This window comes from Methylorubrum subtropicum (assembly GCF_038442325.1).
Classification (GTDB): domain Bacteria; phylum Pseudomonadota; class Alphaproteobacteria; order Rhizobiales; family Beijerinckiaceae; genus Methylobacterium; species Methylobacterium subtropicum.
The window spans coordinates 203,504-229,434 of the sequence record NZ_JBBXMW010000001.1; the positions used below are offsets into that span (position 1 = coordinate 203,504).

At 69.0% G+C, this 25,931-nt stretch carries 26 protein-coding genes; 13 read left to right on the top strand and 13 right to left on the bottom strand.

Annotated elements, in window-relative coordinates; all coding sequences use genetic code 11:
• Window positions 1–11: 11 nt before the first annotated feature.
• The 5 genes from AAHG03_RS00960 (at window position 12) to AAHG03_RS00980 (ending at window position 6,721) form a co-directional block, all read left to right on the top strand.
• Window positions 12–1,883, top strand: coding sequence for a hypothetical protein (locus tag AAHG03_RS00960; protein ID WP_342148104.1), 1,872 nt, complete (start codon window positions 12–14; stop codon window positions 1,881–1,883).
• 337 nt (window positions 1,884–2,220) lie between these two features.
• The gene (locus AAHG03_RS00965; protein ID WP_342148105.1) at window positions 2,221–3,141 is read left to right on the top strand and encodes a hypothetical protein; all 921 of its coding nucleotides are present in this window, start codon (window positions 2,221–2,223) and stop codon (window positions 3,139–3,141) included.
• 218 nt (window positions 3,142–3,359) lie between these two features.
• Entirely contained in the window at window positions 3,360–4,652 is a 1,293-nt protein-coding gene (locus AAHG03_RS00970) for an exodeoxyribonuclease VII large subunit (RefSeq protein ID WP_342148106.1), read from the top strand.
• Between the two features lie 24 nt (window positions 4,653–4,676).
• Window positions 4,677–4,862, top strand: a complete 186-nt coding sequence (locus AAHG03_RS00975; protein ID WP_342148107.1) for a hypothetical protein — start codon at window positions 4,677–4,679, stop codon at window positions 4,860–4,862.
• Window positions 4,863–5,284: 422 nt separating this feature from the next.
• A complete protein-coding gene (locus tag AAHG03_RS00980) occupies window positions 5,285–6,721 on the top strand; it encodes an IS1182 family transposase (RefSeq protein WP_342148108.1) in 1,437 nt (478 codons plus the stop codon).
• Window positions 6,722–6,847: 126 nt separating this feature from the next.
• Here the strand turns inward: AAHG03_RS00980 and AAHG03_RS00985 are convergent, their stop codons facing one another.
• The 8 genes from AAHG03_RS00985 to AAHG03_RS01020 all read right to left on the bottom strand — a co-directional run bounded on the left by AAHG03_RS00985 (window position 6,848) and on the right by AAHG03_RS01020 (window position 14,965).
• Entirely contained in the window at window positions 6,848–7,597 is a 750-nt protein-coding gene (locus AAHG03_RS00985) for a DUF4396 domain-containing protein (RefSeq protein ID WP_342148109.1), read from the bottom strand.
• Complete coding sequence (locus tag AAHG03_RS00990) at window positions 7,594–8,337, bottom strand: glutaredoxin (protein WP_342148110.1); 744 nt, start codon at window positions 8,335–8,337, stop codon at window positions 7,594–7,596. Before AAHG03_RS00990 ends, AAHG03_RS00985 begins: the two co-directional genes overlap by 4 nt.
• Window positions 8,338–8,410: 73 nt before the next feature.
• Window positions 8,411–8,812 (bottom strand): CopM family metallochaperone, encoded by a 402-nt coding sequence (gene copM, locus AAHG03_RS00995; protein ID WP_342148111.1) that lies wholly within the window; start codon window positions 8,810–8,812, stop codon window positions 8,411–8,413.
• Window positions 8,813–8,835: 23 nt separating this feature from the next.
• A complete protein-coding gene (locus AAHG03_RS01000) occupies window positions 8,836–9,201 on the bottom strand; it encodes a hypothetical protein (RefSeq protein WP_342148112.1) in 366 nt (121 codons plus the stop codon).
• A gap of 21 nt (window positions 9,202–9,222) precedes the next feature.
• Window positions 9,223–12,372, bottom strand: coding sequence for an efflux RND transporter permease subunit (locus AAHG03_RS01005; protein ID WP_342148113.1), 3,150 nt, complete (start codon window positions 12,370–12,372; stop codon window positions 9,223–9,225).
• Window positions 12,373–12,385: 13 nt separating this feature from the next.
• On the bottom strand, window positions 12,386–14,116 hold the full coding sequence (locus AAHG03_RS01010) for an efflux RND transporter periplasmic adaptor subunit (protein ID WP_342148114.1): 1,731 nt from the start codon (window positions 14,114–14,116) through the stop codon (window positions 12,386–12,388).
• 85 nt (window positions 14,117–14,201) lie between these two features.
• The gene (locus tag AAHG03_RS01015) at window positions 14,202–14,660 is read right to left on the bottom strand and encodes a hypothetical protein (protein WP_342148115.1); all 459 of its coding nucleotides are present in this window, start codon (window positions 14,658–14,660) and stop codon (window positions 14,202–14,204) included.
• Between the two features lie 92 nt (window positions 14,661–14,752).
• Window positions 14,753–14,965, bottom strand: coding sequence for a heavy-metal-associated domain-containing protein (locus tag AAHG03_RS01020; RefSeq protein WP_141953071.1), 213 nt, complete (start codon window positions 14,963–14,965; stop codon window positions 14,753–14,755).
• 652 nt (window positions 14,966–15,617) lie between these two features.
• Here AAHG03_RS01020 and AAHG03_RS01025 point away from each other — a divergent pair.
• A complete protein-coding gene (locus AAHG03_RS01025; protein ID WP_342148116.1) occupies window positions 15,618–16,691 on the top strand; it encodes a YeiH family protein in 1,074 nt (357 codons plus the stop codon).
• A gap of 25 nt (window positions 16,692–16,716) precedes the next feature.
• Here AAHG03_RS01025 and AAHG03_RS01030 read toward each other — a convergent pair whose 3' ends face one another.
• The gene (locus AAHG03_RS01030; protein WP_342148118.1) at window positions 16,717–17,868 is read right to left on the bottom strand and encodes a TDT family transporter; all 1,152 of its coding nucleotides are present in this window, start codon (window positions 17,866–17,868) and stop codon (window positions 16,717–16,719) included.
• A 214-nt stretch (window positions 17,869–18,082) separates the two neighbouring features.
• Here AAHG03_RS01030 and AAHG03_RS01035 point away from each other — a divergent pair, with 214 nt between their 5' ends.
• The 6 genes from AAHG03_RS01035 (at window position 18,083) to AAHG03_RS01060 (ending at window position 22,707) form a co-directional block, all read left to right on the top strand.
• On the top strand, window positions 18,083–18,316 hold the full coding sequence (locus AAHG03_RS01035; protein WP_342148119.1) for a hypothetical protein: 234 nt from the start codon (window positions 18,083–18,085) through the stop codon (window positions 18,314–18,316).
• Between the two features lie 80 nt (window positions 18,317–18,396).
• Window positions 18,397–18,531, top strand: a complete 135-nt coding sequence (locus AAHG03_RS01040) for a hypothetical protein (protein WP_280142586.1) — start codon at window positions 18,397–18,399, stop codon at window positions 18,529–18,531.
• A gap of 267 nt (window positions 18,532–18,798) precedes the next feature.
• Window positions 18,799–20,022: a molybdopterin-dependent oxidoreductase gene (locus tag AAHG03_RS01045; RefSeq protein ID WP_342148120.1), complete on the top strand. Its 1,224-nt coding sequence runs from the start codon at window positions 18,799–18,801 to the stop codon at window positions 20,020–20,022.
• A gap of 11 nt (window positions 20,023–20,033) precedes the next feature.
• Window positions 20,034–20,372 carry a c-type cytochrome gene (locus AAHG03_RS01050; RefSeq protein ID WP_342148121.1) on the top strand — a complete coding sequence of 113 codons (339 nt, stop codon included), beginning with the start codon at window positions 20,034–20,036 and terminating at the stop codon, window positions 20,370–20,372.
• 186 nt (window positions 20,373–20,558) lie between these two features.
• Window positions 20,559–21,542 carry a beta-propeller fold lactonase family protein gene (locus tag AAHG03_RS01055; protein WP_342148123.1) on the top strand — a complete coding sequence of 328 codons (984 nt, stop codon included), beginning with the start codon at window positions 20,559–20,561 and terminating at the stop codon, window positions 21,540–21,542.
• 79 nt (window positions 21,543–21,621) lie between these two features.
• Window positions 21,622–22,707: a molybdopterin-dependent oxidoreductase gene (locus AAHG03_RS01060; protein WP_342148125.1), complete on the top strand. Its 1,086-nt coding sequence runs from the start codon at window positions 21,622–21,624 to the stop codon at window positions 22,705–22,707.
• A 3-nt stretch (window positions 22,708–22,710) separates the two neighbouring features.
• On the opposite strand, the gene AAHG03_RS01065 is transcribed toward AAHG03_RS01060, so the two are convergent.
• Genes AAHG03_RS01065 through AAHG03_RS01080 form a run of 4 tightly spaced genes read right to left on the bottom strand, consistent with a single transcriptional unit; the run spans window position 22,711 to window position 25,325 of the window.
• A complete protein-coding gene (locus AAHG03_RS01065) occupies window positions 22,711–23,082 on the bottom strand; it encodes a YidH family protein (RefSeq protein ID WP_342148126.1) in 372 nt (123 codons plus the stop codon).
• Window positions 23,079–23,969: a LysR family transcriptional regulator gene (locus AAHG03_RS01070; protein WP_342148127.1), complete on the bottom strand. Its 891-nt coding sequence runs from the start codon at window positions 23,967–23,969 to the stop codon at window positions 23,079–23,081. The genes AAHG03_RS01065 and AAHG03_RS01070 overlap by 4 nt, the downstream gene beginning before the upstream one ends.
• 52 nt (window positions 23,970–24,021) lie before the next feature.
• Complete coding sequence (locus AAHG03_RS01075; RefSeq protein ID WP_342148128.1) at window positions 24,022–24,819, bottom strand: anti-sigma factor family protein; 798 nt, start codon at window positions 24,817–24,819, stop codon at window positions 24,022–24,024.
• Window positions 24,816–25,325, bottom strand: coding sequence for a sigma-70 family RNA polymerase sigma factor (locus AAHG03_RS01080; protein WP_342148129.1), 510 nt, complete (start codon window positions 25,323–25,325; stop codon window positions 24,816–24,818). The genes AAHG03_RS01075 and AAHG03_RS01080 overlap by 4 nt, the downstream gene beginning before the upstream one ends.
• A 197-nt stretch (window positions 25,326–25,522) precedes the next feature.
• Here AAHG03_RS01080 and copM (AAHG03_RS01085) point away from each other — a divergent pair, with 197 nt between their 5' ends.
• Window positions 25,523–25,921 carry a CopM family metallochaperone gene (copM, locus tag AAHG03_RS01085; RefSeq protein ID WP_342148130.1) on the top strand — a complete coding sequence of 133 codons (399 nt, stop codon included), beginning with the start codon at window positions 25,523–25,525 and terminating at the stop codon, window positions 25,919–25,921.
• The last annotated feature ends 10 nt before the right edge of the window (window positions 25,922–25,931 follow it).

A 25,931-nucleotide genomic window follows, 5' to 3' on the forward strand; every position in this document is an offset into this window, starting at 1 on the left:
CCGATCCGGACGTGGTCAGGGCCGAGCGGGTCATCGAACGGCTGCGCGCGGTCTCGGCACCGACACCGGAAGCGGCCCGCGCCCGCCTCGTCGCGGCGGTCAGCGCCCGGCAAGCCCACCGCGCAGCAGCGTCCGCGCCGCTGCTCGCGCGCAGCGTGGAGCCGAGCGATGCTCTGCCGGCGGGAGCGGCGAGAGCCGAAGTGTACCGCGGCGAGGAAAGTGCCGCGCGGCGGGTGATCGAGATCGCCGGTCCGATCGTGACGCGGTCCCGATCGTGGGCCGACCTGCACACGAGCCTCGCCGAACACGGCATCGCGTACGCTGCAAAGGGTTCGGGCGCGGTGTTCCTCGTCGACGGGATCGTGCTGAAGGCCTCGACCTGCCGCGCGGCCAGTCGAGCCAAGTTGGAGGCGCGTCTCGGCCCGTTCCAGCCGGGCCCGGCAGGTGACGGTGCGCCACTGCCGCAGGGCCATCGCCGAGCACCGGCGGTCCCGTCGCCGCGGGCCGCCCCCGGCATCGATGCGGCGCTGTTCGCCGTCGCCCGACAGGCGCAGAGTGCGGCAAGTGCGGCGCGTGAGGCGTACGACGCGACCTATCCGGAACTGAACATCGCGCCTCTACTGAAGGCCGCTGTCGTCGGCCCGGCCCCGCGCGCCACCCCGAGCGCCCGCACGCTGGCGCAGCGGATCGGCAAGCCGCTGCCGCGCCTCGCTCCGCTGCGACAGCCGGAAGCAAGCGGCTCGAACCTGTCCGGCCTACTCGCGCTCTACCACGCCGGACTGCAAGCCGAGCGCTACCGAGCCGTGGCCGAGCGCACCCGCCCACCGGCCTCCTCCGATCAGGACGGACGGCATCGACCGGCTCCCGACCGGCTGGTGCAACTGACGCCGCGACCGATGGTCGGGATCGCCGCCGGCCGGTTGGCGCTCGAACAGGCGGCCGGGCGGGACAGTGCCATTTATCTGACGCCCTTCTCGGACGAGCGGCACCACGTCGTGCTCTCAGGGCTGCAAATCGAGGATGTCGGCCGATTGCAGGCGGCGGGCTTCGCCCCAACCCTGGTGCTGGACCGGCGGGACGGGCGCCACGAGGTCGTGCTCACCGCACCGAACCGGAACCGGCCCTACGAAGGGGCCGCGCTGGCCGAGGCGCGTGAGCATCTCCGGCTCAGCCTCGGCCTCGGCCGCACACGCTTTGGCCTGCGCATCGACGCGGCCGATCGCCCAGGCACCGCTCTGCCCGGTGACGAGCGTCCCGCCCCCCGGATCTACGCGCAGATCGTGACCGCGACGGGGGCGACCTGCGAGCGGCTGGGCCGTCTCATCTCGCACTTCATCGCTGTGTTCGCCCGGCGTTTCGGGCTCGGTCCGGGCTCGCGCCTGGGCCGCGGCGCGGACCCGGACGATGGCACGCCGCACGCCGACGCGGCGCTGTACTGGGCTCACCGCGCCGACCTGCTCGCGCGCTGGCAGGGTCGCTGGCCCGATCCCTCGCGGGTCGATGCGCTGATTGCCCGCCGCCTACGCAGCACCGGGCACAGCGAAGCCGCGGTTGCTGCCCTCGTCACCGCCTGTGCGCCGGGGGTGCCACGCATCGGCCGTCATGTCTGGACCGGCTACGGCCGGCGCGCGGCGGCCCATGCCTTCCGCGACGAGGCCGACAGCTGCTGGGCGTTCGACCGAGCGACACCGGCGATGTGGGCCGAGCTGGAACAGGCCGTGAAGGCACGCGCGCGGCCGGATAAGCCCAAGCCTTCACCCTTACCTGTGCCGCCGTTCGCCGGACCGGTGCCTCTCCCGCCGAAGAACGAAGCCAAGTTGGGTACGACACGCAGGAGATCGAGGAACGGCCGTGGTGATCCGGACGGCCCGGGGGAGCGGTGAGATCGGCGCTCAGGGAGACTGTGGACGCGCTGCACCCGAGGCAGGGCCGGATCGAGGCGGAGCGCAACAGCGTTCGTCACTCGGCGCCGCGATGCCTTGGACACAGGCCCCCGACAGTATGCGCGCGCCTGCGTTGGATATCACGAAAAACGGGAAGAACCCGCGCACCCAAGCCGTTGCTCGGGTGCTGGGAGAGCAGGGATTGAAGGGGAAAGGGCGAAGGCACCTTCGCTGAAAATCCCGGAAAGGACGGGTGAGGCAGGGCGGCGCTGGGACAGCGTCCGCTTCGCATCGGCGAGGCTCCTTCGATCTCTTCTCCGACAATGGATCTCCCCAAATGACACATCACGACATGCCCGCCGGTGCGGACGCGGCCGCTTGCCCGCTCGAGCCCACCGGCCTCTGGGTGCGGGCCACGGCGAGCCGGCCACGGCGTCACCACGACGGCTGGTTGTTCGACCTCCAAGCGCTCGATCCGACGCGCAGCGGTCGGCTTACCGCCTTCATGTCCGCTAACTTCACCCAGCAGGTCGAACAAGCTTCGGGCATCATGCTGCACGAAGAAGATCTCGTCGGCGATCACACCGTTCTGCTGACGCTCACCGTCGATCCGCTGCTCGGCTTGACCGGGCGGATCATCGGTTTGGATCGCGGGCTGATGCTAAGGGTCTGGGCCGAGCGCGACGCGAGCGTGCGGGAGGCGCTCGACGCCAACGGCCTGTGGGAGCGACAGCGCGAGCTGCCGATGCCGCGCCGGCTACGCCGGGTGTTCCTGATCGAGCCAGATGACGGCGCGCCGCACGCGATCGCGGACGGTCTCGCTCGCTGGCACGAACTCGGGATGATCGCCCTGATCCGCCACCCGCTCGCGTTCGAGGAGCCGGGTTCGGTGGTGGCGCTCCACCGCGCTCTCGATGCCGCCCACGATCAATATGAGTGGGGCACGCTCGACGCTGTGATCGTCGAACCGGGTACCGGCTTCGCTTTCCGCGCCCTGTCGGACGCAGGCCTGGCAGAGCGGCTATGCACATTCCCGGTGCCGATCCTGGCGCGTCGGACCCGGCCCGAGACGCTGCTCGACGGGCTCGCTTTCCGCAGCTTCGACACCGCACCCGACCTCGCCGCGCTGCTGATCGAGATCCTGCATCGAGAACTGCGTGAGGCCGACCGGCCCCGCCTCGAGGCGATCGCTCGCGAACTCGAACCGGCACCGATGGCCGAGGACCGGCCGGCCGACGGGGCAGCGCTCTTCGACTGACGCGCTCCCGCCCACAGTCCCGGCGACCGCATGACGGCCGCCGGGTCGCTCGCCCCCGCCATTCACACGACGACACACGAACGGACACGATGCGACATCACCGATTCCCCGCCTGGCGGGACACGCCGCCACACCAGCCTCATCCCGGCGGCGACGCGCCACCGGGCGCCCGTCACGAACGCGGCAGCGCGCTCGAACCCGCCCGAGCCGCCGACGACGTGCACGAACTGCGCGACCTGATTGGCTGGCTGCGCCAGCGGCTGCGCGGCGAACACTGCGTGCGGGCCTGCATCCTCACGGTCGAGGCCGCCGGTCCCGACAGCTATCTCCTCTTGCTCGGCGAAGCGCAGGCAAGCCTGAGCTACGATCCACCGCGCCTGAAGGTCCGTCTCGATGCCCCCGAGCTCGCCCTAATCCGAGCGGAGCATGGCGTTGACTTCGATCCGGCCGACCTCGTCAACCGCACCGTCGAGGTTCAGTTGCGCACCGGCCTGCGTCAGCGATTCGGCCGCGGAGCCGGCGTGCAGGCCAAGCTCATGGCCCTGCTCTCGCTCGGGCAAATCCCGCTCGAAGCGGAACTCGAGCGCGAGCGCATGCTGCAGCGGTTGAGGCTCGAGGGGGCCCGTTTCGGGCCGGACAGCTGGATCGAGCCGGAGGATCCCCATCACATCGCGCTCGTCGTCTCAGAACATGGCGAGGCGCGGCGCGACGTCGAGCATGTGCTGCAGCCGCTCGAAGCGGCCGGCCTCCTCCGCCTCCACCGGATCTCCGCCAGCTTCGAGGGGGCAGGGGCCGAACGCTCCCTGGCCGAGGCATTGGCCCGCGTTACGAGCCTGCACGCCGAGTACGGCCTGTCGGCGACCCTGGTCTGCCGCGGCGGTGGGCCGATCGAAGCATTCCGTGCGCTCAACGCGTACACGGTTTCTCGTGCCGCGACAGCTGATCGGCTGCCGAACCTGATCGTCGGCCTCGGACATGCTGGCACGCCACGCACTGCCCTCGATGCGGTGGCAGCGTGCTCCGAGCCGACCCCGACGGCGGCCGCGATGCTTGTGCGCCACCTCGTCGAGCGCACCGGGCTCTGGGCCGAGCGCGCACTCGCCGCCTTTGACGCTGCGATCGAGGAGGATCTTGGGGCGGCCGGCCGCATCGCCCTGGCACGAGCCACGACCGCTTTCGACGCGGCGCTGCAGGATCTCGTCACTGCGGCCGAAGCACGCCTGCGACAGCTCGATCGGGCTGTCGAGCAGAGCCTGCTGCAGGGATTGAGCGTGGCAGTTGGTGGGATCGTGCGGAAAGAGCCGGATGCCGATCCCGTCGAGGTGGGGCCTCTCGATGACACCGAGGACGACGTCCTCCTAAGCAAAGCCCTGGCGCTGGTGATCGCGACCGACACAGGCTTCATCGTCACCCGCGTCCAGGATCTCTCAGCGGGCCTGCCGCTGCTGCTGCAATTCCCGGACGGCGCCGTACCCGTCCGGGTCGAACCCTTGTCTTCAACCACTCACTGAACACTCAACAAGGACACCGATACCATGCCCCATTCCCCCGAAACACTGAGCTTCCTGGCAGCGGTCAAGCGCATCGAAGCGCTGACCCAAGAGATCCGCCGCGATGGGCTGGCCGCCTTCGAGAAGGCTGAGGCTGCCTATACCGAGGTGCAAGAGCTACGCGCCGTACTGAACGAGCGGATCTACGAGCTACGTCGCCGCAGCGCGTAATATACAGCACAACCACCGCCGATGAGGATTCATCGGCGGCGGTTGTGCTTTGACATACTGAGAGGTCAGCTCGGGGAGCCCTGCTACATAGGCATGAGCACGGTCCAAAACCCCGGAAGCGCTAACCGCTCTGGACGAATCATCAGATCGGCATCGACAGACACATGATCCGAAGCGGAAAATCGCGAGGCTAGCTGTCGATTTCTGCACCTCCTGGCCAATCGTGGTCCGTCCTCAAAGCTTGGCAAAGAAACAGGCGGCCGTTCAGTAAAGCTCAGTTGATGGGCTCCTCGTGACCCATTGCAGACCCTTGGAAGGTCCGCTTCTATGCTGCCAAGGACAGAGGCCAGCGGCCGGGTTGAGTGGAGGCTGTGTGAAAACGCTGCTGTTCTGATAGTCTCTGCGGGACGGCGGAGGCGGCTATGGCGCGTTTTGTTTGTGGTGCTGATCGCCATCAAGTCACGTTTCTGCCGAACCGGCTAGACGATTACGTATCCGAGGACAATCCGGTGCGCGTCGTCGATGCATTCGTCGACGCACTCGATCTCGCGGCTCTGGGTTTTGACGGCGTGGTGCCGGCCACGACGGGCCGGCCCGGCTACCATCCCGCGACGCTGCTGAAGATCTACCTCTACGGCTATCTCCACCAAGTCGCCTCCAGCCGCCGCCTGGAGCGCGAGGCCGGCCGCAACGTCGAGCTGATGTGGCTGACCGGCCGCCTCGCCCCGGACTTCAAGACCATCGCCGACTTCCGGCGCGACACTGGTCCTGCGATCCAAGCCGCCTGCCGCCAGTTCGTGGTGCTGTGTCGCCAACTCGGCCTCCTGGCCGGTGGTGTCGTGGCGCTGGACGGCAGCCGCTTCAAAGCGGTGAACGCCCGTGATCGCAACTTCACCCCAGCCGCGGTCCGGCGCCGCATCGAGCAGGTCGAGGCGAGCATCGCACGCTATCTCGCCGCCCTCGACACCGCCGACCGCCAGGAAGACGAGGTCGCGCGCGTGCGCAAGGTGCGCATCGCCGAGCGTCTGGACGCCCTGCGGACGCGAATGCGCGAGTTGCAGGCGATGGAGACGCTCGTCGAGGCTGCCCCCGACCGGCAGATCTCGCTGACAGACCCGGACGCGCGGGCGATGGCCACGAGCGGTAAGGGCACGGGGATGGTCGGCTATAACGTGCAGGCGGTCGTCGACACCGAGCATCATCTGATCGTCACGCATGAGGTGACCAACGTCGGTCACGACCGCACCCAGCTGGCGCACATGAGCCGCCAAGGCCAGGTGGCGACCGGGCATGAAGGGCTCAGCGTGCTGGCCGACCGGGGCTACTTCTCGGGCAAGGAGATCCTGGCCTGCGAGCAGGCCGGCATCGCGGTGACGCTGCCCAAGCCGCTGACCTCGGGCGCCAAGGCGGAGGGGCGCTTCGGCAAACAAGACTTCGTCTACGAGCCAGAGGCGGACGCCTACCGGTGTCCGGCCGGCGAGCGGCTCTCCTACCGTTACACGAACGTGGAGGGCGGACTGACGCTACGCCGCTACTGGACGACGGCCTGCCACGACTGCGCGATCAAGGCACGCTGCACGCCGGCCAAGGAGCGGCGGGTGACGCGGTGGGAGCACGAGGCTGTCTTGGAAGCCGTACAGCGCCGGCTCGACGCGGATCCTCATGCGATGCGCACGCGGCGCCAGACGGTCGAGCACGTGTTCGGGACGCTCAAAGGCTGGATAGGGGCGACGCACTTCCGGATGCGACGGTTGAGAAACGTGGCCACCGAGATGAGCCTGCAGGTCCTGGCCTACAATCTGAAGCGGGTCTTGGCGATCCTCGGAACCGGACCTCTCCTCACCGCCCTGCGGGCGTGAGGGCACGCGGCACCTCGCACCCCGTCACCAATCCGCGCCGACACACCCAACCACGTTCTCACACAGCCTCAGTGGTTTTCTGCCAGTCGGCTTTCGAGCGTCGAACACACAAAGTGAGCGTCCAACCTACATCCGCTCCTTGATGCCAGAGCGCACCAGCCACCAGTTGATTGGGTAGCTGGTCAGGAAGCCCGCTACCATCGCTACCTGCATGGCGGCCCAAAACTCGGACGAGTTCACTGGCGCCCGGTCCCCCGTGAGGTGCGGGAACAGGTAGAACTGGGCGAGCGCCATGAACCCGTACATGCCGACCTGCCATGAAATCAGCGACAGGGTGTCCGCCTTCACCGCCGCGAACAGGCCCTTGCCCGGCGAAAGGCCCCGCATCGGCACGATAGCGTAGTACTGGAACACGATGCCGAGCGCGTAGGCGAAGACGAAGTCCAGCCCCCAGACCGCGTACATCTTCTCCTCGAACAGAGAGTGCCAGCCGAACCACACCGCTACAGCCGGCACCAGGAAAGCCAGCCACTCGGCGGCGACGTCGCCCAGCATGCAGCCGCTGCCACAATGGAGCGCGCCCTTGCCCACCATGACCGAGAACGGCGTTTGCGTCATGTTCGGGGGCTTCTCGTCCCGCTCCATCGCGTGGTGGTGCGCCTCCATCGTGGCGAGCCGCCCGTAGCGGAAGTACGCCCAGACCACGGCGAGCATACCGAACAGGGCGCAGACCGGCCAGACGACGTTCATCACCGTCATGTGCTGCGGGTGCCGGATCACCTGCACCGACAGCAGGATCGAGCAGGCGGCCCCGAGCAGAAGGCACGCGACGGAGAGGGCATGGAGCCAGCCCAGGGCGGCGAAGGCGGCGCTCACTGGTGCACCGCCAGCATCCAGACGGCCATGGCGACCATCATCACGTTCTCGGTCAGCGAGACAAAGCCGAGCGGCACCTTGCTCGACCCGCCGACGCAGGCGCACTTGATGTCGCGTTTGTCGACGTAGACCGCTTTGAACACCGACACCGCGCCGACCGTGCCGATGAACAGCGCCACCGGGATCGAGATCCAGTTCAGGGCGCCCGCCACCATCAGGACGCCGGCGATGCCCTCCAGGAACGGATAGGCGTAGGCGTAGCGCACCCAGCGTTGTCCCAGCAGGTCGTAGCCCAGGTACATCGAGGAGAAGCTCTCGACGTCCTGCAGCTTCAGCAAGGCGAGCACGCACATGCTGAAGGCGATGAACCACTCGGCCGCGCGCATCGTCAACGGCGTGCCGTACACGGCATGGCTTGCCGCCAGAGCCATCAGCGCGGTCATCGAGAACACCGCGATGACGGGCATGTAGGTCGTGGCATTCGGGTCGTTGGCGGCCTTGCCGAAGTGGCGCTGCAGGTCGTCGAAGCCGCCGACGCGCTCGCCGTTGATGAAGGTCTGCGGCGTCGACTTGACGTGGTGCTCGGCCTTGAACCGGTCGGTCTCCGCCCGGTCGGTCAGGAGGTGGTCCTCGACCTCGAAGCCCTGGCGTTCGAGGAGGTCCTTGGCCTTCAGGCCGTAGGGGCAGGTGTGTTCGGGGGTGACCATCCGATAGAGGACGGCCTTGCGGGCGGCTTGCATAACGCTCTCCTGGCGGGGGTACATCGGGGAGGCGGGCCGGGACCACACTGACGAGCGGCCCCGGGATCGGCGGCTACTTCCCGTGCCGCTTCAGCCAAGCCTCCATGTCGGAGATCTCCTTCTCCTGATCGTCGATGATCTTCTGGGCCATTGCCTTGGTGGCCGGGTCCTTGGCGTGCTTCAGCGCGATGTGGGCCATGGCGACCGCGCCTTTGTGGTGCGGGATCATGTGCGTGCGAAAGTCGATGTCCGGGTCGCCGGTGTAGGGGACGTCCATGTCCTTCATCATCGCCATGTCGGCGGCCTTGAACTCCTTGGTCGAGGCGTTGTCCTTCGGGTCCGGCTTCATCGAGCTCATCGAGCCCATGTCCTTGCCTGACATGGAGCTGTGGTCGTGCGTGCCCTGGGCGGCGGCGGGGCCGGCGAGGCCGGCTGACAGGAGGGCGAGGACGGCGAGGGTGCGAAGGTGTGTCAAAGGTCTTCCTCTCTCGGTGGGGATCAGTTGAACTTGCCGCTGGTGGTCGCGCCGTCGGGGCCGGTGAGCTGCACGGCGCCCTTCGGGTTCGCGCCGAGGGCGATCGCGGCCTTGCCGGTCAGGCGGTTGCCATCGGCCGGCTCAAGCGGCACGCGGGCCGGCTTGCCGTCGACGACGAGGATGGCCGTTCCCTTGAAGCCCGCGGCCGGGACCGCCTTCTGGCCCTCGTCGGACAGGAACACGTCGACGGTGTCGCCCTTGGCGACGAGCTCGACGTGGAACTTACCGGCGTCCGCCACCCGGCCGCCGTGCTGGCCGGAGGTCTCGTGGGCGCACACGGTCGTCGCGGCGAGCAGGCCGGCGACCAGGGTCAGTCTCGGTAGGATCACGCTCTCGTCTCCTCTCGTGGGTCAGTAGGCCTCGGCCGGGCGCGGGCGCGCTCCGTCCGGGGATGGGAGGGCCGGCGCCTCGGCGTGGAGGGCGCGCAGCCGCTCCAGCGGCTTGCGTCCGAAGCTTAGGAACAGGACGGGGGTCAGGAAGGTGTCGAGCAGCGTCGCGCTGACGAGGCCGCCGAAGATCGTCACCGCGACCGGGTGCAGGATCTCCTTGCCCGGGCTCGCGGCGTCGTAGAGCAGCGGCACCAGCGCGACCCCGGCCGACAGAGCCGTCATCAGCACCGGGGTCAGCCGCTCCAGGCTGCCGCGCACCACGAGGTCGGGGCCAAACGGCACGCCCTCGTAGATGGCGAGGTTCAGGTAGTGGCTAATCTTGAGGATGCCGTTGCGCGCCGCGATGCCGGTCAGCGTGATGAAGCCGATCATCGACGCCACCGAGAGCGGCTGCCCGACGAGCCACAGCGCAGCGACCGACCCGATCAGCGCCAGGGGCACGTTGCCCATGATGATGAGCGCGAGCGCGGCCGAACGGTAGCGGCTGTAGAGGATGGCGAAGACGAGTGCCAAGGACAGCGCCGAGAGCGCCGCGATGGTCCGGCTGGCCTCTTCCTGCGCCTGGAAGGTGCCCTCCAGGCTAGTGAAGAAGCCGGGCGGCAGCGGTTCCTTCGCCACGGCCTCGCGGATGGCCGCCACGACGGTCGCCATGTCGCTCGCGCCGTCGGTGTTGGCCTGCACCACGATGCGGCGGCGGGCGTTCTCGCGCAGGATCTGGTTCGGCCCGTCGGTCTCGCGGATGTCGGCCACCTGCCGCGCCGGCACCCAGCCCGAGGGCGTCTCCAGCAGCAGGTCGCCGAGGCCCGCGGTGGTCCGGCGGTTTTCCGACAGGCGCAGGACCACGTCGAAGCGGCGTACGCCGTCGACCACGGTCGAGACCACCCGCCCGTTCGAGAGGCGGCTGATCTGCTCCACGACTGCCGCGGGCTGGACGCCGTAGAGGGCCGCCCGGGTGTAGTCGACGCGCACCTCAAGCTGCGGGATGCGAACCTGCCGCTCGACCTGCAGGTCGACGAGGCCCGGGATCGCGGCCATCCGGTCGCGCAGGGAGTTGGCGACCCGCCGCAGGGCGTCGAGATCCTCGCCGAACACCTTGAGGGCGATCTCGGCCCGCACGCCCGAGAGCATGTGGTCGAGCCGGTGCGAGATGGGCTGGCCAACGTTCACCGCCACCGGCAGGGCGGCGAGGCGGCTGCGGATGTCGGCGACCAGCGCTTCCTTCGGACGCTTGGCGCCGTCGTCGAGGGCGACCTCGATCTCGGAGGAGTGGACGCCCTCTGCGTGCTCGTCGAGTTCGGCCCGGCCGGTGCGGCGGCCGACCGCCTTCACGCCCGGGATATCCAGTAGGAGCCGCTCGGCGATCAACCCGACCCGGTTGCTCTCGGCGAGCGAGATGCCCGGATTGAAGGTCATGTTGACCGTGAACGATCCCTCGTTGAACGGCGGCAGGAAGGCCCGCGGCAGGCTCCAGGCCGCTACGCCCGCGGTGAGCACGGCCACGGCGACGCTGCCGACCAGCAGGCCCTTGTGCCGGAAGGCGGCCCGCAGCAGGGCGGCGTTGCCGAGCTTCAACAGCTTCAGGAAGCGGCTGTCGTGCTCCTCCAGGTTCTTCATGCCGGGCAGCAGCAGGGATGCCAGCACCGGGGTCAGGGTGATGGAGGTGAGCAGGCTCGCCAGGATCGAAATGATGTAGGCCTGCCCCAGTGGGGCGAAGAGCCGGCCCTCGATGCCCGACAGCGCGAACAGCGGCACGAACACCAGGATGATGATGAGCGTCGCGTAGACGATGCCGGAGCGGACCTCGTTCGAGGCCTCGACCACCACCTGCAACACGCTCTTCGGGTTACCCGCCCGCCGGTTCTCGCCGAGGCGTCGGTAGATGTTCTCCACGTCCACGACGGCGTCGTCGACAAGTTCGCCGATGGCGATGGCCAGGCCGCCGAGGGTCATCGTGTTGATGGACAGCCCGAACAGGTGGAACACCACCGCGGTCGTCAGAACCGAGACCGGGATGGCGAGCAGCGAGATGGCCGTGGTGCGCACGTTCAGCAGGAAGGCGAACAGCACCACCGCCACCACCAGCACGGCCTCGACGAGGACGCGCTCGACGTTGCGGATCGAGGTCTCGATGAAGTCGGCCTGACGGAACAGGACTTGGTCGGCCCGGATGCTGGCCGGCAGGGTCGGCGACATCTCCTTAAGGGCAGTCTCGATGCTGCGCGTCAGCCGCACCGTGTCGACATCGGGCTGCTTCTCGACCGAGACGATGACCGCGGGCTTGGCCATGTAGCCGGCGTCGCCCCGCTTTACCTTCGCGGCGAAGGACACCTCGGCGACCTGACGAAGGTGGACCGGCGTGTCGGCGACCGTCGCGACCACGAGGTTGCGCAGGTCGTCGAGGCTCATGGTCCGGCCGATGCTCCGGATCAGGTACTCGCGGGAATGCTGGTCGGTGAAGCCGCCGCCGGCATTGGTGCCGAACTGGGCGAGCGCCGCCTCAAGCCCGGCGTTCGTCACCCCGAGCGAGCGCATAGCGGCCGGGTTCGGGCTGACCCGGAACTGGCGCACCTCGCCGCCAATGGGGATGACCTGCGCCACGCCCGGGATAGTCAGGAGCCGCGGCCGAATGGTGAAGTCCGCGATCTCGCGCACCTGCATCGGGCTGGCGGTGTCGCTCGTGACCGCCACCAGCAGGATCTGGCCCATGATCGAGGAGACCGGCCCCATAACCGGGGTCACGCCCCGGGGAAGCTGGTCCTGCACCAGCGCCAACCGCTCGGCGACCTGCTGGCGGTTGCGGTAGATGTCCGTGCCCCAGTCGAACTCGACGTAGGTGATCGACAGCCCCACGCCCGAGACCGAGCGCACCCGGGTCACCCCTGGCAGGCCGTTCATCCGGGTCTCGATCGGATAGGTGACGAGTTGCTCGACCTCCTGGGGCGCGTAGCCCTCAGCTTCGGTCATGATGGTGACGGTCGGCTTGTTGAGGTCGGGGAAGACGTCGACCGGCAGCTTGGTCGCGGTGAGGGCGCCGAAGAGCACCAGCACCGAGGCCATGGCGAGGACGAGCAGACGGTTGCGGACCGACTGGCTGACGAGGAAAGTGAACATCGGGCCGGCCTCCTCAGCGGACCTGGTCGAGGAGTTCGGCGCCCTGGGTCACCACCCGCTTGCCGGGCCCGATCCCCTCCGCCACCAGCACGCGGCCACCGTCGAGCGGCTCCACGCGGACCGGTCGGGCCTCGAAGCGCTCAGCGGTGGTGTGCTCGTAGACGACGTCCTGTCCGTTGCCAGTGCGCACGACAGCCGAGCGCGGCAGCGCCAGGCCGGACTGCTCGGTGTCGGTCCCGGCCAGCACGGTGACGAACTGGCCGACCCGGAGGCCGGAGGCGTCGCCTTGCACCGCGAACTGAACCGGGATGGCCTGGTTGCGGTCGGCGAGCCCCGTGCCCTGGTAGGCGAGCTTCAGGGTGCGCCCGTCGGCGAACCGCGCCGTGGCGTCCTGGGCCGCGGTCAGGGCGTCGAAGCTCAGCGCCTCGACCCAGAGGCGGTTCGGGTCGACGATCTGGAAGACCATGGCGCCGGGCGCCGCCATCTGGCCCGCGACCGCAGTCGCCTGCGCCACGACGCCGTCGACAGGTGCGACCAAAGTCTCGGGCTGCTGCCGGATCTTGTCGAGGGCAACGCGGCGGTCATGCAGGCCGTTGACCTCCGCGACCGCGTCGTCGAGTTGCGTTTGGGCGACGGCGCCGCTCGTGGCGAGCTTGCGGTAGCGCTCGACCCGGCGCTCGACGATGGCGATCTGCTGATCGAGCTCGCCCTGGCGCTGGCGCATATCGGAGACATCGACAGCCTGGACCGGCGGGGTCACCATGGCGAGCACGTCGCCCTTGCGCACCTTGGTGCCCAGGCGGGGAAACAGGCCGGACGGCGGCGGCGAGAGGCGGCCGCCGACCGAGGACTGCACGACGCCGCTGGCGTTCGGGTCCGGGAAGATGCGGCCGGGCAGCTCGACCGAGCGGTGGAAGCTGCCCTGCTCGGTCATGGTGGTGCGCAGGACCAATAGGCGCTGGGTCGGCTTGGGCACGAAGACGGAGCCATCGGGCAGGCGCTGCGCCAAGTCGGAAGTCGCGGGATCCACTTGCCGCGGCTCAATCAGCGCCGCACCCAGAACCGGCGTATCGTGGTTCTCGTCGCCGTGCGCGAAGGCTGCGGTGCCGAGGACGAGAGTGAGGCCGATGGCGATGAGCGCCACGGCCGGAGCGCCCCGTCGGCCGCGGGCGAGCGCCGTCACCAGCACGCCGAGCAGGAGGGCGAGGGCGACCGCAGCCACGAGGGTCGGGTCCTTGGCGGTCAGGCGCTCCTGGACGCCGCGGGCCACCTCGGAGACGCGCGCCAGGGCGGCCTGCGCCGGAGCCGGCTTGGCGGGCGCCACGGCCTTCGGGTCGGGCTCGGTGACCGCGACGGCGAGCACGTCGACGTCCTCGCCCGCGGTGACTGTCGCGACGAGCTCGTGCCGGCCGGGCTTCGACAGCCACGGGGCCGGCAGCGCGTAGCCGCCGTCGGGCGTTGCGGCCGCGACCTTGGGACCGTCCGGCGTCTCGACCTCGATGGTCGCGCCGGGCACCGGCTCGTTCGTCCGGAAACGGTCGAGGAACAGCGTCAGGGTGCCGTTGCGCGGGATGGCGACGAGCTCGAACGTGTCCGAGAGCGCCTCGCCACGCGGGGCGATGGTCTTCGAGACGGGCGGCGGGGCGGCGCCGTGGTCGTGGCCCTCGTGGGCGTGCACGGGCCCCGCCAGAACGGCGGCAAGCAGCGCCACCGCGCCATAGGCGGCGGCAATACGGATCGGCATGAACGGGAATCCTCGCGTCGGGAAGTCCGGACGGCGCCGTTCGCGGGCGCACTCCGGGCGTCGCGCGCCTCAGGCGCGCCCTACTTCACGCGAGGGTTCGTGGGGGCTTGGGCAGGGCCTCGGGGCCGGGGCCCGAACGGCCGCCAACGTCGCGCGGGATCAGCGTGACGGTCCGGAACAGGGACAGGGACAGAACCGAGGGGCCGGACAGGACACCGGTGGCGCAGCAGGCCATCGTTCCGCAGCAGCGGGTCTGGCAACCGGGCCGGCAGCAATCGTCCCGAGTGGGGTCGATGCGCGCCGGCTCGACCGCCAGGAGCGCGACCTTCGACCAGGTCAGTGCCTCCGACCGGATCGCCGGCTTGGCGTGGGGGGGCACCGCCGCCTCGGCCGTCGCAGGGACAGCTGTGGGCTGGGACACGGCCACGTGGTGGGCGTGGTGCGCATGGCCCCCGTGGGCCTGGACGGCAGACGGCGCGACATAGGCGATGATCGCGAGGATCATCGCCGCCATCAGGCGCACGATTTGCCGGTCGAGGCTCATGGATTCAGGCTTACACTGGTTCCGGTTGCGGGACTATGTCCACGGGTGGGACGTGAATGCAGAAATGCAGGTTTGGTTGCCGACGCGCGGTTTCAGGCCGCCGCGGACAGCGTTTCGGCGGGGAAGCCGGCCGCGGCGATGGCGAGGACGAGCTGGTCCGCCTGACCTCTCGCACCCGACACGGTCACCAGCTTGGCACCCAGATCGACTTCGACCCTGGCTTTCGGCTCGACGGAGAGGACGGCGCGGGTCACCGACTTGGCGCAGCCGCCGCAACCCATCCTGTCGATCTTGAAGCGGACCATGACGCTCTCCTTCAGATGACGTCACAACGATATGGAGCTTCCAACCGTTGTAAGGTCAAGGGGCGAGATGATGCTCTTCGGCCGAGGCCTGCACGACCCGGGGCGACCGAACGATCGTAATGACCGTTGCGGATGCCCTCCCAACCGATTCAGCCATTGGCAAGGCCGACCAGCACGATCTGCCCAAGCGGTCACTGTTTTGCCTGTGAAGCGACGGAACATACGTCCGGTTTCAGGATCCGCACGGCACGCGCATGAATGACTGTGTTGTGTCGGTCGCGGAATGTGAGCTTCAGGTGGGAAGGCCGAAAGCCCGTTCTCATCGGCCAAGGACTGGGCGGAGCGGGTGAACATCGATCATGCCGTCATTCAGGCATCCGCCCATTCACCAACCTGACGCCTAGCCTCCGACCTCAACGGCTTCTGTCTCCGGAGAAACAGTCAGCGGGAATCTACAACGCTCCCTTATGTCGGCGAACTCGCAAACTCGGGTTGCTCGATTGACAAGGCTGGCTTGAGCCAAAGCACGACGTCCGTCGTTGCCGACCAAATCATCTCATCGAGCGATCAAAACAATCGATACGTTCTGTTGGAACGAACGAATGGACGCGGTCATGGTCGTGGCAGATCCAGTCCACGAGATGCACGCACCATGCCCGTAGCAACCTTTCTCCGATCACGCGCGCTTGCCCTGTCGTCCATCCTGCCCGGCCTGAGCCTTTGCCTCGCGGTGACGGGCGTCGCACTCGGGCTGGAGAGGGTCGAGGAACACGTCTTCGGCCGTGCGTGGCTGGAGGCTCTGGTCCTCGCCATTGTCCTGGGCACGGCTGTCCGCACGGCCTGGAACCCTGGTCGACGCTTCGTTCGCGGGATCGCATTCGGCGCTAAGACCGTCCTAGAAATCGCTGTCGTCCTGCTCGGTGCCTCGCTCAGCCTCGCGACGATCCTGGCCGCCGGTCCGGGCCTGCTTTTCGGCATCGCGGGCGTCGTCGTGGTCGCGATCCTGTCGAGCTACGGCATCGGCCGGGCGCTCGGCCTGCATCCGCGCATGGCGATCCTCGTCGCCTGCGGCAACTCGATCTGCGGCAACTCGGCGATCGCCGCTACGGCACCGGTGATCGGTGCTGACGGCGAGGACGTCGCGGCCTCCATCGCCTTCACCGCGGTGCTCGGCGTGCTGGTGGTGCTCGGCTTGCCGCTGCTGGTGCCGCTGCTCGGCCTGTCGCCGATGCAATACGGGGTGCTCGCCGGCCTTACCGTCTACGCCGTGCCGCAGGTGCTGGCGGCGACCGCGCCGGTCGCGGCGCTCAGCGTCCAGCTCGGGACACTGGTGAAGCTCGTCCGGGTGCTGATGCTCGGCCCGGTCGTTCTGGCGCTCTCGCTCGGTGCCAGCCGGCTGCGCGAGGAGTCCGACGAGGCCGTCACCGCCGGCGTTCGCCCGACACGCGGCAGCCTCGCAATCCATCGCCTGGTGCCGTGGTTCATCTTGGCCTTCCTGGCGCTCGCGGGCCTTCGCTCGGCCAGGTTGATCCCGCAGGTCGCCCTCGCGCCGATGTCAGAGACCGCCAACGTGCTCACCGTGATCTCGATGGCGGCGCTCGGCCTCGGCGTCGACGTGCGCAGCGTCGCCAAGGCCGGCGCGCGGGTGACCCTGGCGGTGGTCGCCTCGCTCCTCGCGCTCGGCGCCGTCAGCCTCGGCCTGATCCGCGTGCTCGGCCTAGCCTGAACCGGTCGGCTACGCTGAGGCCAAGTTAGGCACTGGCGAGGCACGGCGAGACGAAGAGCTCGCCGCGATAGGCCCCGCGTAGGGTGCGCACGGACACGACCAGCCAGAGCAGCGTCAGCAAGCCGACGAGGCCCGCTCCGAGCCAGGCAAAGCCGCTCAGCTCCGTCACCTCGCCAATTCGGAGGGTCGCCAGAGCATAGACGCCGAGGGGGAAGATGTAGCCCCACCAGCCGAGGTTGAACGGAACGCCGGCGCGCAGATAGCGCACTGTGACGGCGAGCGAGAGCAGGAACCACCAGGCACCGTAGCCCCAGAGGATCAGCGCGCCGATCAGGCCCGTGATCCGGAGGATCTCGGGCGCGGCGGGAAAGCCGCCCGCCGCGAGGATCGGGCCACCGGCCTGCCCCAGCACGAGCAGGCCGAGCGCCCCGGTTCCAAGCGGTCCGAGGGAAAGCCAGCTCGATGCGGCCATCTCCCGCGGCGGCAGGTTGTGGAGCGCCATGCGTAGCACCAGGATTGCCAGGATACTCAGCGCCAGCGGGACCGAGACGCCCCAGAGTACGAAGCTCGTGACGATGACGGCAAGCTGCTGGCTCTCGCCGACCAGAGCCGGGGCGAGCAGGCCGCCGGAGACGGCGACGACCTCGGCGGTAACCACCGGCAGCAGCCAGACGGCCGTCATCTGGTCGATGCGGTGCTCCTGGCGTGTGAACATGAGATAGGGGATCGCCACGGCGCAGATCATGGCGAGCACCACGTCGATCCACCACAGCGGCAGGGCGATGCGGACGGTCTCGGCGCCGAGATACGGTGGACCGAAGATCAGCAGCCCGTTCAGCAGCGTCGCCAGCGCCATCGGGATCGCTCCGAAAAACATCGACACCGTCGAGTGTCCGAAAATCCGCCGGGCCCCGTCGAAGAAGAAGATCCAGCGCGCGCCGTAGACCAGGCAGAAGGTGGCGAAGAGCAGGACGGAGACGAGCCAGAGACCGAGCGGGACCGGGACCAGCAGGTCATGCGTCGCCGGCAGTCGGTCGAGGGCCAAGGCGACCACACCTGTGCCCATTACCACAGTGAACCAGTTGGGCGTGAATTGCCGGATCACGTCCCGGGGATGCTGGAGGCGCGAGAGCGGCTTCAGGCCTGTGCTGATCGCCAGCAGACTGGATTCGGACACGGGGCGCTCTTGGGCTTCGGAGGGTCGACGCACAGGCTCTAGCACGACCCCGCATCACGCGCCGCCGCGATAGAAAGCAGCTCGCACGCGGCGCTATCGCATCGATAACACCGATTAGAATCAGCTGATCAAACTATTAGTAAGAATGGTTTCAGGCCGCTACCTTTTCGTCATCACGAACGGACGTGACGACCCCACCAGAAGGATATCGACCATGACCCGTACGATCGCCGCCGTCGTCCTTGCCGCCTCCGCCCTTGTCGGCATGACGGGCCTTTCGCAGGCCCAGGACCTCCGCGCGCCGCAGACCCGCTCCTTCACCAACCCATCTGCTCTGGTCTACGGCGACACCGATGGCGCCAACGCCAAGAACCCGGCGCTTCCGGCCTACGCCCGTGGCCGCGGCCAGGAGACCGGCGGCCCGGCGCGGGAACTGATCGGCCGCTGAGAGCGCCCCCCTTTGGCCGCCGGGCATCCGTCCGGCGGTGCGTGAAGGCTTCGACCATCCGAATGGCAGGGAGATCCATCATGACCCGACCCACTATCGAGACCACCGACGAGGCCCGGCAGGGTGAAACCAGCAGTCACATGCGCTGGGTTCTGTTCTGGACAGTCGCCCTGACCGTCGTCGCCGTCGGAACCGCCTGGCTGACGCTCATCTGACCCGGCCGCCCGCCATTGACCGGAGATCGGAAATCTTCGGATGATCGCAATGGGAGATCGTTGAGATCTCGAACGATCATTGGATGGAATAATCGTCTCGCCGCAGCATCTCCTGCACGGGGGAACACCTTTCCGCCGGGAAGCCCTGAATCGACGACACGGGTTTCCGGCGGCGAGACCGGACCGTTCCGACCGACGCCAAGGCCGTCGACACCGAGATCCGGCGACTGGCCAACGCGGCCCAACAAACGAGTCTGGGAAGACATCATGCGCCATCTGCACGAACCGTTTAATCGCCGCCTCGTCCTGGGTGGCCTCGGCCTCGGTAGCCTCGCCGCGGCGATGCCGGCTTGGGCCGCGGGCTCGGTAAAGCTTCCGCTCCCCGGCGGCCCGGACGAGCGGGCGCTGACCACGGCCTTTCCTGGCAAGGGCGAGATGATCCTCCAGCGCACCCATCCGCCGCTGTTGGAGACGCCGTTCTCGGTGTTCGACGAGGGCGTGTTCACCCCCAACGACCGCTTCTACGTGCGCTGGCACTGGGCCTCGATCCCGACCGAGGTCGATGCTGGTACCTTTCGGCTAAAGGTCCACGGCCATGTCGAGAAGGAGCTCTCCCTCTCCCTCGACGCCATCGCCGGTCTGCCGCGCTTCGAGATCGCCGCGGTGAACCAGTGCTCGGGCAATTCGCGTGGGCTGTTCGAGCCGCGGGTGCCCGGCGCGCAATGGGCCAACGGCTCGATGGGCAATGCCCGCTGGACCGGCGTGCGCCTTAAAGATGTGCTCGCAAAGGCCGGGGTGAAGGCCGGTGCCGTGCAGGTGCGCTTCAACGGCCTCGACGCACCGGTGGTCGACGAGGCGCCGGACTTCAAGAAATCGCTCGATCTCGACCACGCCAACAATGGTGAGGTGATGATCGCCTACGCGATGAATGGTGAGCAATTGCCGCTTCTCAACGGCTTCCCGCTCCGCCTCGTGGTGCCGGGCTGGTACTCGACCTACTGGATCAAGATGCTGTCCGACATCGAGGTCTTGGACAAGCCCGACGAGCAATACTGGATGAAGACCGCCTACCGCATCCCGGACGTGCCGGGCGCCAACATCAAGCCCGGCCAGACCGGCTTCAAGACGGTGCCGATCAACAGGATGGTGCCGCGCTCGTTTGTCACCAACCTGCAGGACGGCGCCACAGTGGCGGCCGGAACGCCGGTGGCCATCCGCGGCATCGCCTTCGGCGGCGATTGCGGGGTGAAGACGGTCGAGTTCTCCGGAGACGGCGGAGCGACGTGGTTTCCGGCGCAGCTCGGCGCGGACGAGGGCCCCTACAGTTTCCGCCGCTTCGACGGCAGCCTGCCGGCGCTGGCCGCCGGGACCCACACGGTGAGGGTCCGCTGCACCAACGCCAACGGCGTCGCGCAACCGATGGACCGCGTCTGGAACGGTGCCGGATTCATGCAGAACGGCATCGAGACCGTATCTCTCCAGGCCGCTTGAGGAGACCAGCCATGATTGACATCCGCCCTGCGGCCTTGATCGCCGCGCTCATACTGTCGCCCCTGGTGGCGCTCGCCGCCCCGGCTCCCGAGCCGATGCGATTCACCTCGCAGTCGATCGAGATGCCGACTTCCGACCGAATCTTTCCGGATGGGCCGGGGGCGGAGGCGGTCAACAACAACTGCCTCGCCTGCCACTCGGCCGGGATGGTGCTGACCCAGCCCAAGCTCACGAAGGCGCAGTGGACCGAGACCGTGAACAAGATGCTCCACGTCTACAAGGCGCCGGTCGATCAGGCCGACGTGCAGACCATCGTCGATTACCTCACGGCGCTGAAGCCCACACCCTGAGCCCCCTGAACCCCGAGGCCGTCGCACTTTTTTCGCCGGCCTCGGGGAATAGACCACCCTCGCTGGCATCTCCTTGAGGCGATGTACGGCCGGACCGGTCCCGCACTACGCAAACCGACTACGAACCCGCCCTCACGGCCGGCCCCTGGCTGCCGAACGAGCGCGCATGCCCGAAAGACACGCTTCATGACCCAAATCCGCACCAGCCTGCGTGCCCTCCTTGCGGGAGCCGCCTTGCTCCTCGTCCAGGGCCAGCCCGGGTTCGCCGCCGGCTTCGACGGCGCGATCAAGAACAACGCGCTGGCCCTGAACGCCGCCGGCACGGTCGCCGCAGTGTCGAACAGCGAGGAAAGCGCCGTCATCGTCTACGACGTCGCCAAGGGCACGGTGCTGCGCCGCCTCGACGGCTTCGTGACGCCGCGCAACATCGTGTTCGCACCGGACGGCGCCCGCTTCTACGTCTCCGACAGCGGCACCGGCCGGATCACGATCTACGAGACCGCCACCGGCAAGGAGGCCGGCGTTCTCGCCGCCGGCCCCGGGGCCTTCGGCACGGTGCTCTCGGCCGACGGAACCAAGCTCTACGTCAACAACGAAGCCGCGAGCACGCTGACCGTGTTCGACACCAAGACCCTGCTGGCAGACGCCGTGATCCCCGGCTTTTCGCAGCCGCGCCAGGGCGTGAAGCTGTCTCCGGACGGCAAGACCGTGTTCGTGACGAACTTCCTCGGCGACAAGATCACGTTGGTCGACACCGTCACCAACAAGATCACCGGCGAGATCGCCGGGTTCGACAAGCTGCGGGCCATCTCGATCACCAAGGACGGCAGGACGTTGTTTGCTGCCAACAGCGGCCGCAATACCATCGGCGTGGTCGACGTCGCCGCCCGCAAGGTCACCTCCGAGGTGGCGGTGGGCAAGGATCCCTACGGGGCCGCGCTGACACCGGACGGGCGCTTCGTCTATTCGGGCAACCTCAAGGACAATTCGCTTTCGGTGATCGACACCGGCACGCTCAAGGTCGTCGGCACTGTGACCGGCCTGAACGAGCCGCGCCAGGCGATCGCGTTCTCCGCCGACAACGCCCACGCCTACGTCCTCAACCGCGACCTCAGCGTCGCCGTGGTGGATCGCGCCAAGAACGCGGTGGTCTCGACGATGAAGCCGTGACCGATCGCGCGTCGGGTGCCTTACCGGCTCCCGGCGCGTTCTCATCGACGACACGTCACGAACGCAGGACAAAGACCCCATGCTCGGCCTGTTCCAGCGCAAGGACCGCCTCATCGTCCACGGCGAGGCGCCCTACAACGCCGAGCCACCGCTCGATCGTCTGCGCGCGGCCTTCCTCACCGATCAGGCCGACTTCTACGTCCGCAGCCACGGCGACATCCCGGACCTCGACGCCGACAGCTACCGCTTGACCGTCGACGGGATGGTCGCCATGCCGCTCGATCTCTCCCTCGCCGACCTCAAGACGCGCTTCGCCCACGTGACCGTCACGGCGGTGATGCAATGCGCCGGCAACCGCCGGGCCGACATGCTGGCGGTGGCCCCGGTCTCCGGCGACCCGTGGGCGCCCGGCGCCATCGGCAACGCGGAATGGACCGGGGTGCGCCTCGCCGATGTCCTGCGCGCGGCCGGGATCGATGCGGTGGATGAGCGCCACGTCGCCTTCGAGAGCCACGACCGGATCGCGGACACGGACACGCGCTTCGGTGCCTCGATCCCGCGCGCTAAGGCGCTGGCCCCCGAGACGCTGCTTGCCTTCGCGATGAACGGCGAACCGCTCGCCCCCGAGCACGGCCATCCGTTGCGCGTGGTGGTGCCGGGATTTGCCGGCATCCGCAGCCCGAAATGGCTCGCCCGCATCACGGTGCAGGACCGGCCCTCCGACAACCCGATGCAGGCCGACGACTACAAGCTGTTTCCGCCCGACGTGACGGCCGAGACCGCCGACCCCGCCCACGGCATCACCATCGAGGCGATGCCGCTGAACAGCGCGATCTGCGAGCCCGCCCGCGGCGCGTGCCTGGCGGTCGGCCGGCACGCGATCCGCGGCTACGCCATCGCCAGCGACCGCGCGGTCGCCCGCGTCGACGTCTCGACGGATGGCGGCCGTAGCTGGGCGCAGGCCCGGATCGAGCGCGATGCCGACGCGCCCTACGCCTGGACGTTCTGGGAGATCGAGCGCGAGTTGACAACGGGCGAGCACGAACTCGCAGTGCGGGCTTGGGATTCCGCCGGCCAGACCCAGCCGGCCGCCCCCGACGATACCTGGAACTACAAGGGCTACCTCAGCGCCGCCTGGCACCGGGTGCGGGTGACTGTAGCTTGACCCTCACGCCCAGAGCAGGGCGGTGGCCGCGAGGCCCGAGATCGCGATCAGCAGGGCTGCGATTCCGATGGTGAGGAGGCGCGGCATCATCGGGATCTCGGCATGGGCGAGTCGCGCCCGGATCGCCCGGTCCCGCCACACGGCGCCGGCGAACGAGGCGAGCGCGCAGGCGATCAGCGTCAGCGACAGCACCTTCAGCGGCCAGACCGCCAGCACTTCCCGCAGGAAGCGCTGCGCGGCAAGGCCGACGCCGAGGAAGGCGAGCCCGGTGCGAAGCCACGCGACGAAGGTGCGCTCGGCCGCCAGCACGGTCCGGTCCTCGGCGAGCCTCACCCGCGGGTCGTCGGGGGGCACGGGTTTCGCGGGCTCGCTCATTTGATGTTCGCCGTCGCGATAAGGTCGAGAAGTGCGTCGGCGGCCCGGCTGCGGTAGCGCTCCTTGTGGCGCAGCACCCGGAACGGCCGGCTCGGTAAGTCGAACGCCGCCCGCACCAGGGTTCCGGCCCGAAGCGCGGCGGCTACCACGGTCTCGGACAGTACGGCGGCCCCGCCTCCGGCCTCGACGGCAGCGCGGACCGCCTCGTTAGAGGGCAGTTCAAGCGTGACCCGAAGCTGGGCGGCTGAGAGGCCAGCCGTGCCCAGGGCCGCCTCAAAGGCCGAGCGGGTTCCCGATCCCGCCTCGCGCAGCACCCAATCGACCCCGGCGAGGTTTTCGGGTTCGAGTTCGGTCGCCCCGGCGAAGGGATGGCCGGGGGCGACCACGAGGACCAGTTGGTCATGCGCTATGGTCGTGCTTGCGAGCGTCGGGTCGTCCAGTGCCCCCTCGACAAACCCGAGTTCGGCCTGCCCCGCGCGCACCGCGTCGGCGGCGTCGGTGGTGTTGCCCACTGCCAACCTTATAGCGATCTCAGGGTAGGCCCGGCGGAAGGCGACGAGGTGGCGTGGCACCCAGTCGCTGGCGATGGTCTGGCTAGCGTAGAGGGCCAGCGTCCCGCGCCGCATGCCGCTGAGGTCGGCGAGCACCAGTTCGGCGGCTTCCGCCCGGGCGAGCACCGCGCGGGCCTCAACGAGGAACACGCGCCCCGCCTCGGTCAGCTCGATCCCGCGGCCGATCCGGTGAAAGAGTTTCGTCGCGTGCCGACCCTCAATGTTGGCGATCGCCGTGCTGACCGCCGACTGGACGAGGTTCAGCGCCTCGGCCGCCCGGGTGACGTGCTGGCGCTCGGCGACCGCCACGAAGATGCGCAACTGGTCGAGTGTCATAGCGTCTCGGGCTCGGCGGGGGCCGTGGTACGGCAGGGTTCGGACACGAGCGTCACCGCGCGCCCGCGCGCTTGCCCGAGACCTGCGCATCGACCGCCTCGGCGACCCGGAGCAGCCGCGCCTCGTCCGTGCGGGCGGTCACCACGTAGGACATCCCAGCATCGATCCACGAGAAGGCGGCGACGTCGTCGGCGCGGGCGTAGCGGAACACGCCGCGCCCGCCGGTCGGCCCGGCCCGGCTGTAGAGCGTCAGGCGGGTGCCCCGGTCGTCGTCGTACATCAGCATCGCCGCCGGCTCGTCTCCGGCGGGGAGCAGGCGACCGCCCATCAACCGGAAGCCCTGCGCCCGCAGGTCCGGCACGGTGACGGGCCGGCCCAGGCGCGCGCTGAGCCATCGCACGAGGTCGGTCGAGCCGTCGGCGCGGACCTCGACCGGATGGGCGGCCTCGACCACGTAGGTGCGGAAGGCGGAGACGGCCGCCTGCGTCATTGGTTCGGCTGGAGTGCCCGCGCTCGGCACGGCGCCGCGCCCGACCCACCCGGCCGCGCCGCCGAGGGTGAGCAGGAGCGCCGCTGCCGCGGCGTTCGGCCACCAGCGCAGGATGGGCCTCCTGCGCGGACCCGCGAGGTTCGCGATGCGCAGGCGGGCGGGGATCGGCTCGTCCGCCACGGGCGCGAGGCGCGCCCGCAGCCGGTCCCGCATCGCCCGGTCGGCAGCAACCCGGGCGGCCGCCTCCGGGTGCGCGGCCAGCCACGCCTCGACGCGGGCGCAGCGACCCGGATCGAGCCGTCCGTCCACAAAGGCGTGCAGGTCGTCCTCGCCGACGGGACGCGGGTCGGACGCGGTCATTTCACCCTCCGCAGATGCCCGGTGACGATCGTGGGGGCCTGATCGAGGAAAGCGCGCATCCGGCCGCGGGCCCGGCTGAGGCGCGACATCACGGTGCCGATGGGGACCGCGAGCACGGCGGCGACCTCGGCATAGGACATGTCCTCGACCGCGACGAGGAGCAGGACGGACCGCTGTTCCTCGGGAAGTGCGGCGATCCCGTCGAGCACGTCCCGCGCCCCCAGGGCCGCCTCAGGATCGACCCCGGCCTCCGCGATCTCCATCAGCGCCTCGGGGCCGACCTCGATGCCCCGGCGGCGCCGGATGCCTTCGAGGTAGCGGTTGCGCAGGATGGCGAACAGCCACGCCCGCAGATCGCCCTCGCGGCGTTGCGGCCAGGCGCGGATGGCCCGTTCCAGCGTGTCCTGAACGAGGTCGTCGGCCGCCTCGCGCTGTCGCAGCAGCGCGGTCGCGTAGCGCCGCAAGGCCGGAATCTGCGGTTCGATCAGGACGGCGAGGTCGTCCAAGGGCGGTCTCCGGATCACGGCGACGGCACGCGCGCGCCGCCGTTCGGAACAGAGATGCCGGAAGCAGCCGAACTATTCCAAGCCTCGCCCCGGCCAATCGATCACGCATCGGTGATCGGCTTGTCGGGAGCGGCCGGGAATATCCCCGGCCCGGCCGGCATCTCTCCCCGCGTGACCTCGACACTGCGGGAGAGACCATGCGCGGAGCACCGACGGCGATCCTCATCACCCTACTCACGGCCGGAGGCGTCCTGGGCGGCGGGATGATGATGCGCGCCGGGCATGCGGAGACCGCCCCCGGCGGCTTCGAAGCGATGATGGCCCGATCGATGGCGCGAATGCACGCCGACATGGCGGTGGCGCCGTCCGGCGACCCCGACCGGGACTTCGCCGCCATGATGATCCCGCACCATCAGGGCGCGATCGAGATGGCGAAGGCCGAACTCGCCTACGGCCGCGACCCGGTCCTGCGTCGGCTCGCGCAGGGCATCATCGTCGAGCAGGCGCAGGAGATCGAGGTCATGCGCCGCGCCCTCGCCGAGCGACCGGTTGCGCAGACCCCGCCGACGCAGCCGCCGGCCCATCACCGTCACTGAGCGGATCGCC

Excerpts from the sequence above, each read along its gene's own strand:
- AAHG03_RS00965 (WP_342148105.1), top strand. The coding sequence starts at position 2,221 with ATGACACATCACGACATGCCCGCCGGTGCGGACGCGGCCGCTTGCCCG.
- AAHG03_RS00975 (WP_342148107.1), top strand. The coding sequence starts at position 4,677 with ATGCCCCATTCCCCCGAAACACTGAGCTTCCTGGCAGCGGTCAAGCGC.
- AAHG03_RS00980 (WP_342148108.1), top strand. The coding sequence starts at position 5,285 with ATGGCGCGTTTTGTTTGTGGTGCTGATCGCCATCAAGTCACGTTTCTG.
- AAHG03_RS00990 (WP_342148110.1), bottom strand. The coding sequence starts at position 8,337 with ATGCAAGCCGCCCGCAAGGCCGTCCTCTATCGGATGGTCACCCCCGAA.
- AAHG03_RS01005 (WP_342148113.1), bottom strand. The coding sequence starts at position 12,372 with ATGTTCACTTTCCTCGTCAGCCAGTCGGTCCGCAACCGTCTGCTCGTC.
- AAHG03_RS01010 (WP_342148114.1), bottom strand. The coding sequence starts at position 14,116 with ATGCCGATCCGTATTGCCGCCGCCTATGGCGCGGTGGCGCTGCTTGCC.
- AAHG03_RS01015 (WP_342148115.1), bottom strand. The coding sequence starts at position 14,660 with ATGAGCCTCGACCGGCAAATCGTGCGCCTGATGGCGGCGATGATCCTC.
- AAHG03_RS01020 (WP_141953071.1), bottom strand. The coding sequence starts at position 14,965 with ATGGTCCGCTTCAAGATCGACAGGATGGGTTGCGGCGGCTGCGCCAAG.
- AAHG03_RS01025 (WP_342148116.1), top strand. The coding sequence starts at position 15,618 with ATGCCCGTAGCAACCTTTCTCCGATCACGCGCGCTTGCCCTGTCGTCC.
- AAHG03_RS01035 (WP_342148119.1), top strand. The coding sequence starts at position 18,083 with ATGACCCGTACGATCGCCGCCGTCGTCCTTGCCGCCTCCGCCCTTGTC.
- AAHG03_RS01040 (WP_280142586.1), top strand. The coding sequence starts at position 18,397 with ATGACCCGACCCACTATCGAGACCACCGACGAGGCCCGGCAGGGTGAA.
- AAHG03_RS01045 (WP_342148120.1), top strand. The coding sequence starts at position 18,799 with ATGCGCCATCTGCACGAACCGTTTAATCGCCGCCTCGTCCTGGGTGGC.
- AAHG03_RS01050 (WP_342148121.1), top strand. The coding sequence starts at position 20,034 with ATGATTGACATCCGCCCTGCGGCCTTGATCGCCGCGCTCATACTGTCG.
- AAHG03_RS01055 (WP_342148123.1), top strand. The coding sequence starts at position 20,559 with ATGACCCAAATCCGCACCAGCCTGCGTGCCCTCCTTGCGGGAGCCGCC.
- AAHG03_RS01060 (WP_342148125.1), top strand. The coding sequence starts at position 21,622 with ATGCTCGGCCTGTTCCAGCGCAAGGACCGCCTCATCGTCCACGGCGAG.
- AAHG03_RS01065 (WP_342148126.1), bottom strand. The coding sequence starts at position 23,082 with ATGAGCGAGCCCGCGAAACCCGTGCCCCCCGACGACCCGCGGGTGAGG.
- AAHG03_RS01070 (WP_342148127.1), bottom strand. The coding sequence starts at position 23,969 with ATGACACTCGACCAGTTGCGCATCTTCGTGGCGGTCGCCGAGCGCCAG.
- AAHG03_RS01075 (WP_342148128.1), bottom strand. The coding sequence starts at position 24,819 with ATGACCGCGTCCGACCCGCGTCCCGTCGGCGAGGACGACCTGCACGCC.
- copM (WP_342148130.1), top strand. The coding sequence starts at position 25,523 with ATGCGCGGAGCACCGACGGCGATCCTCATCACCCTACTCACGGCCGGA.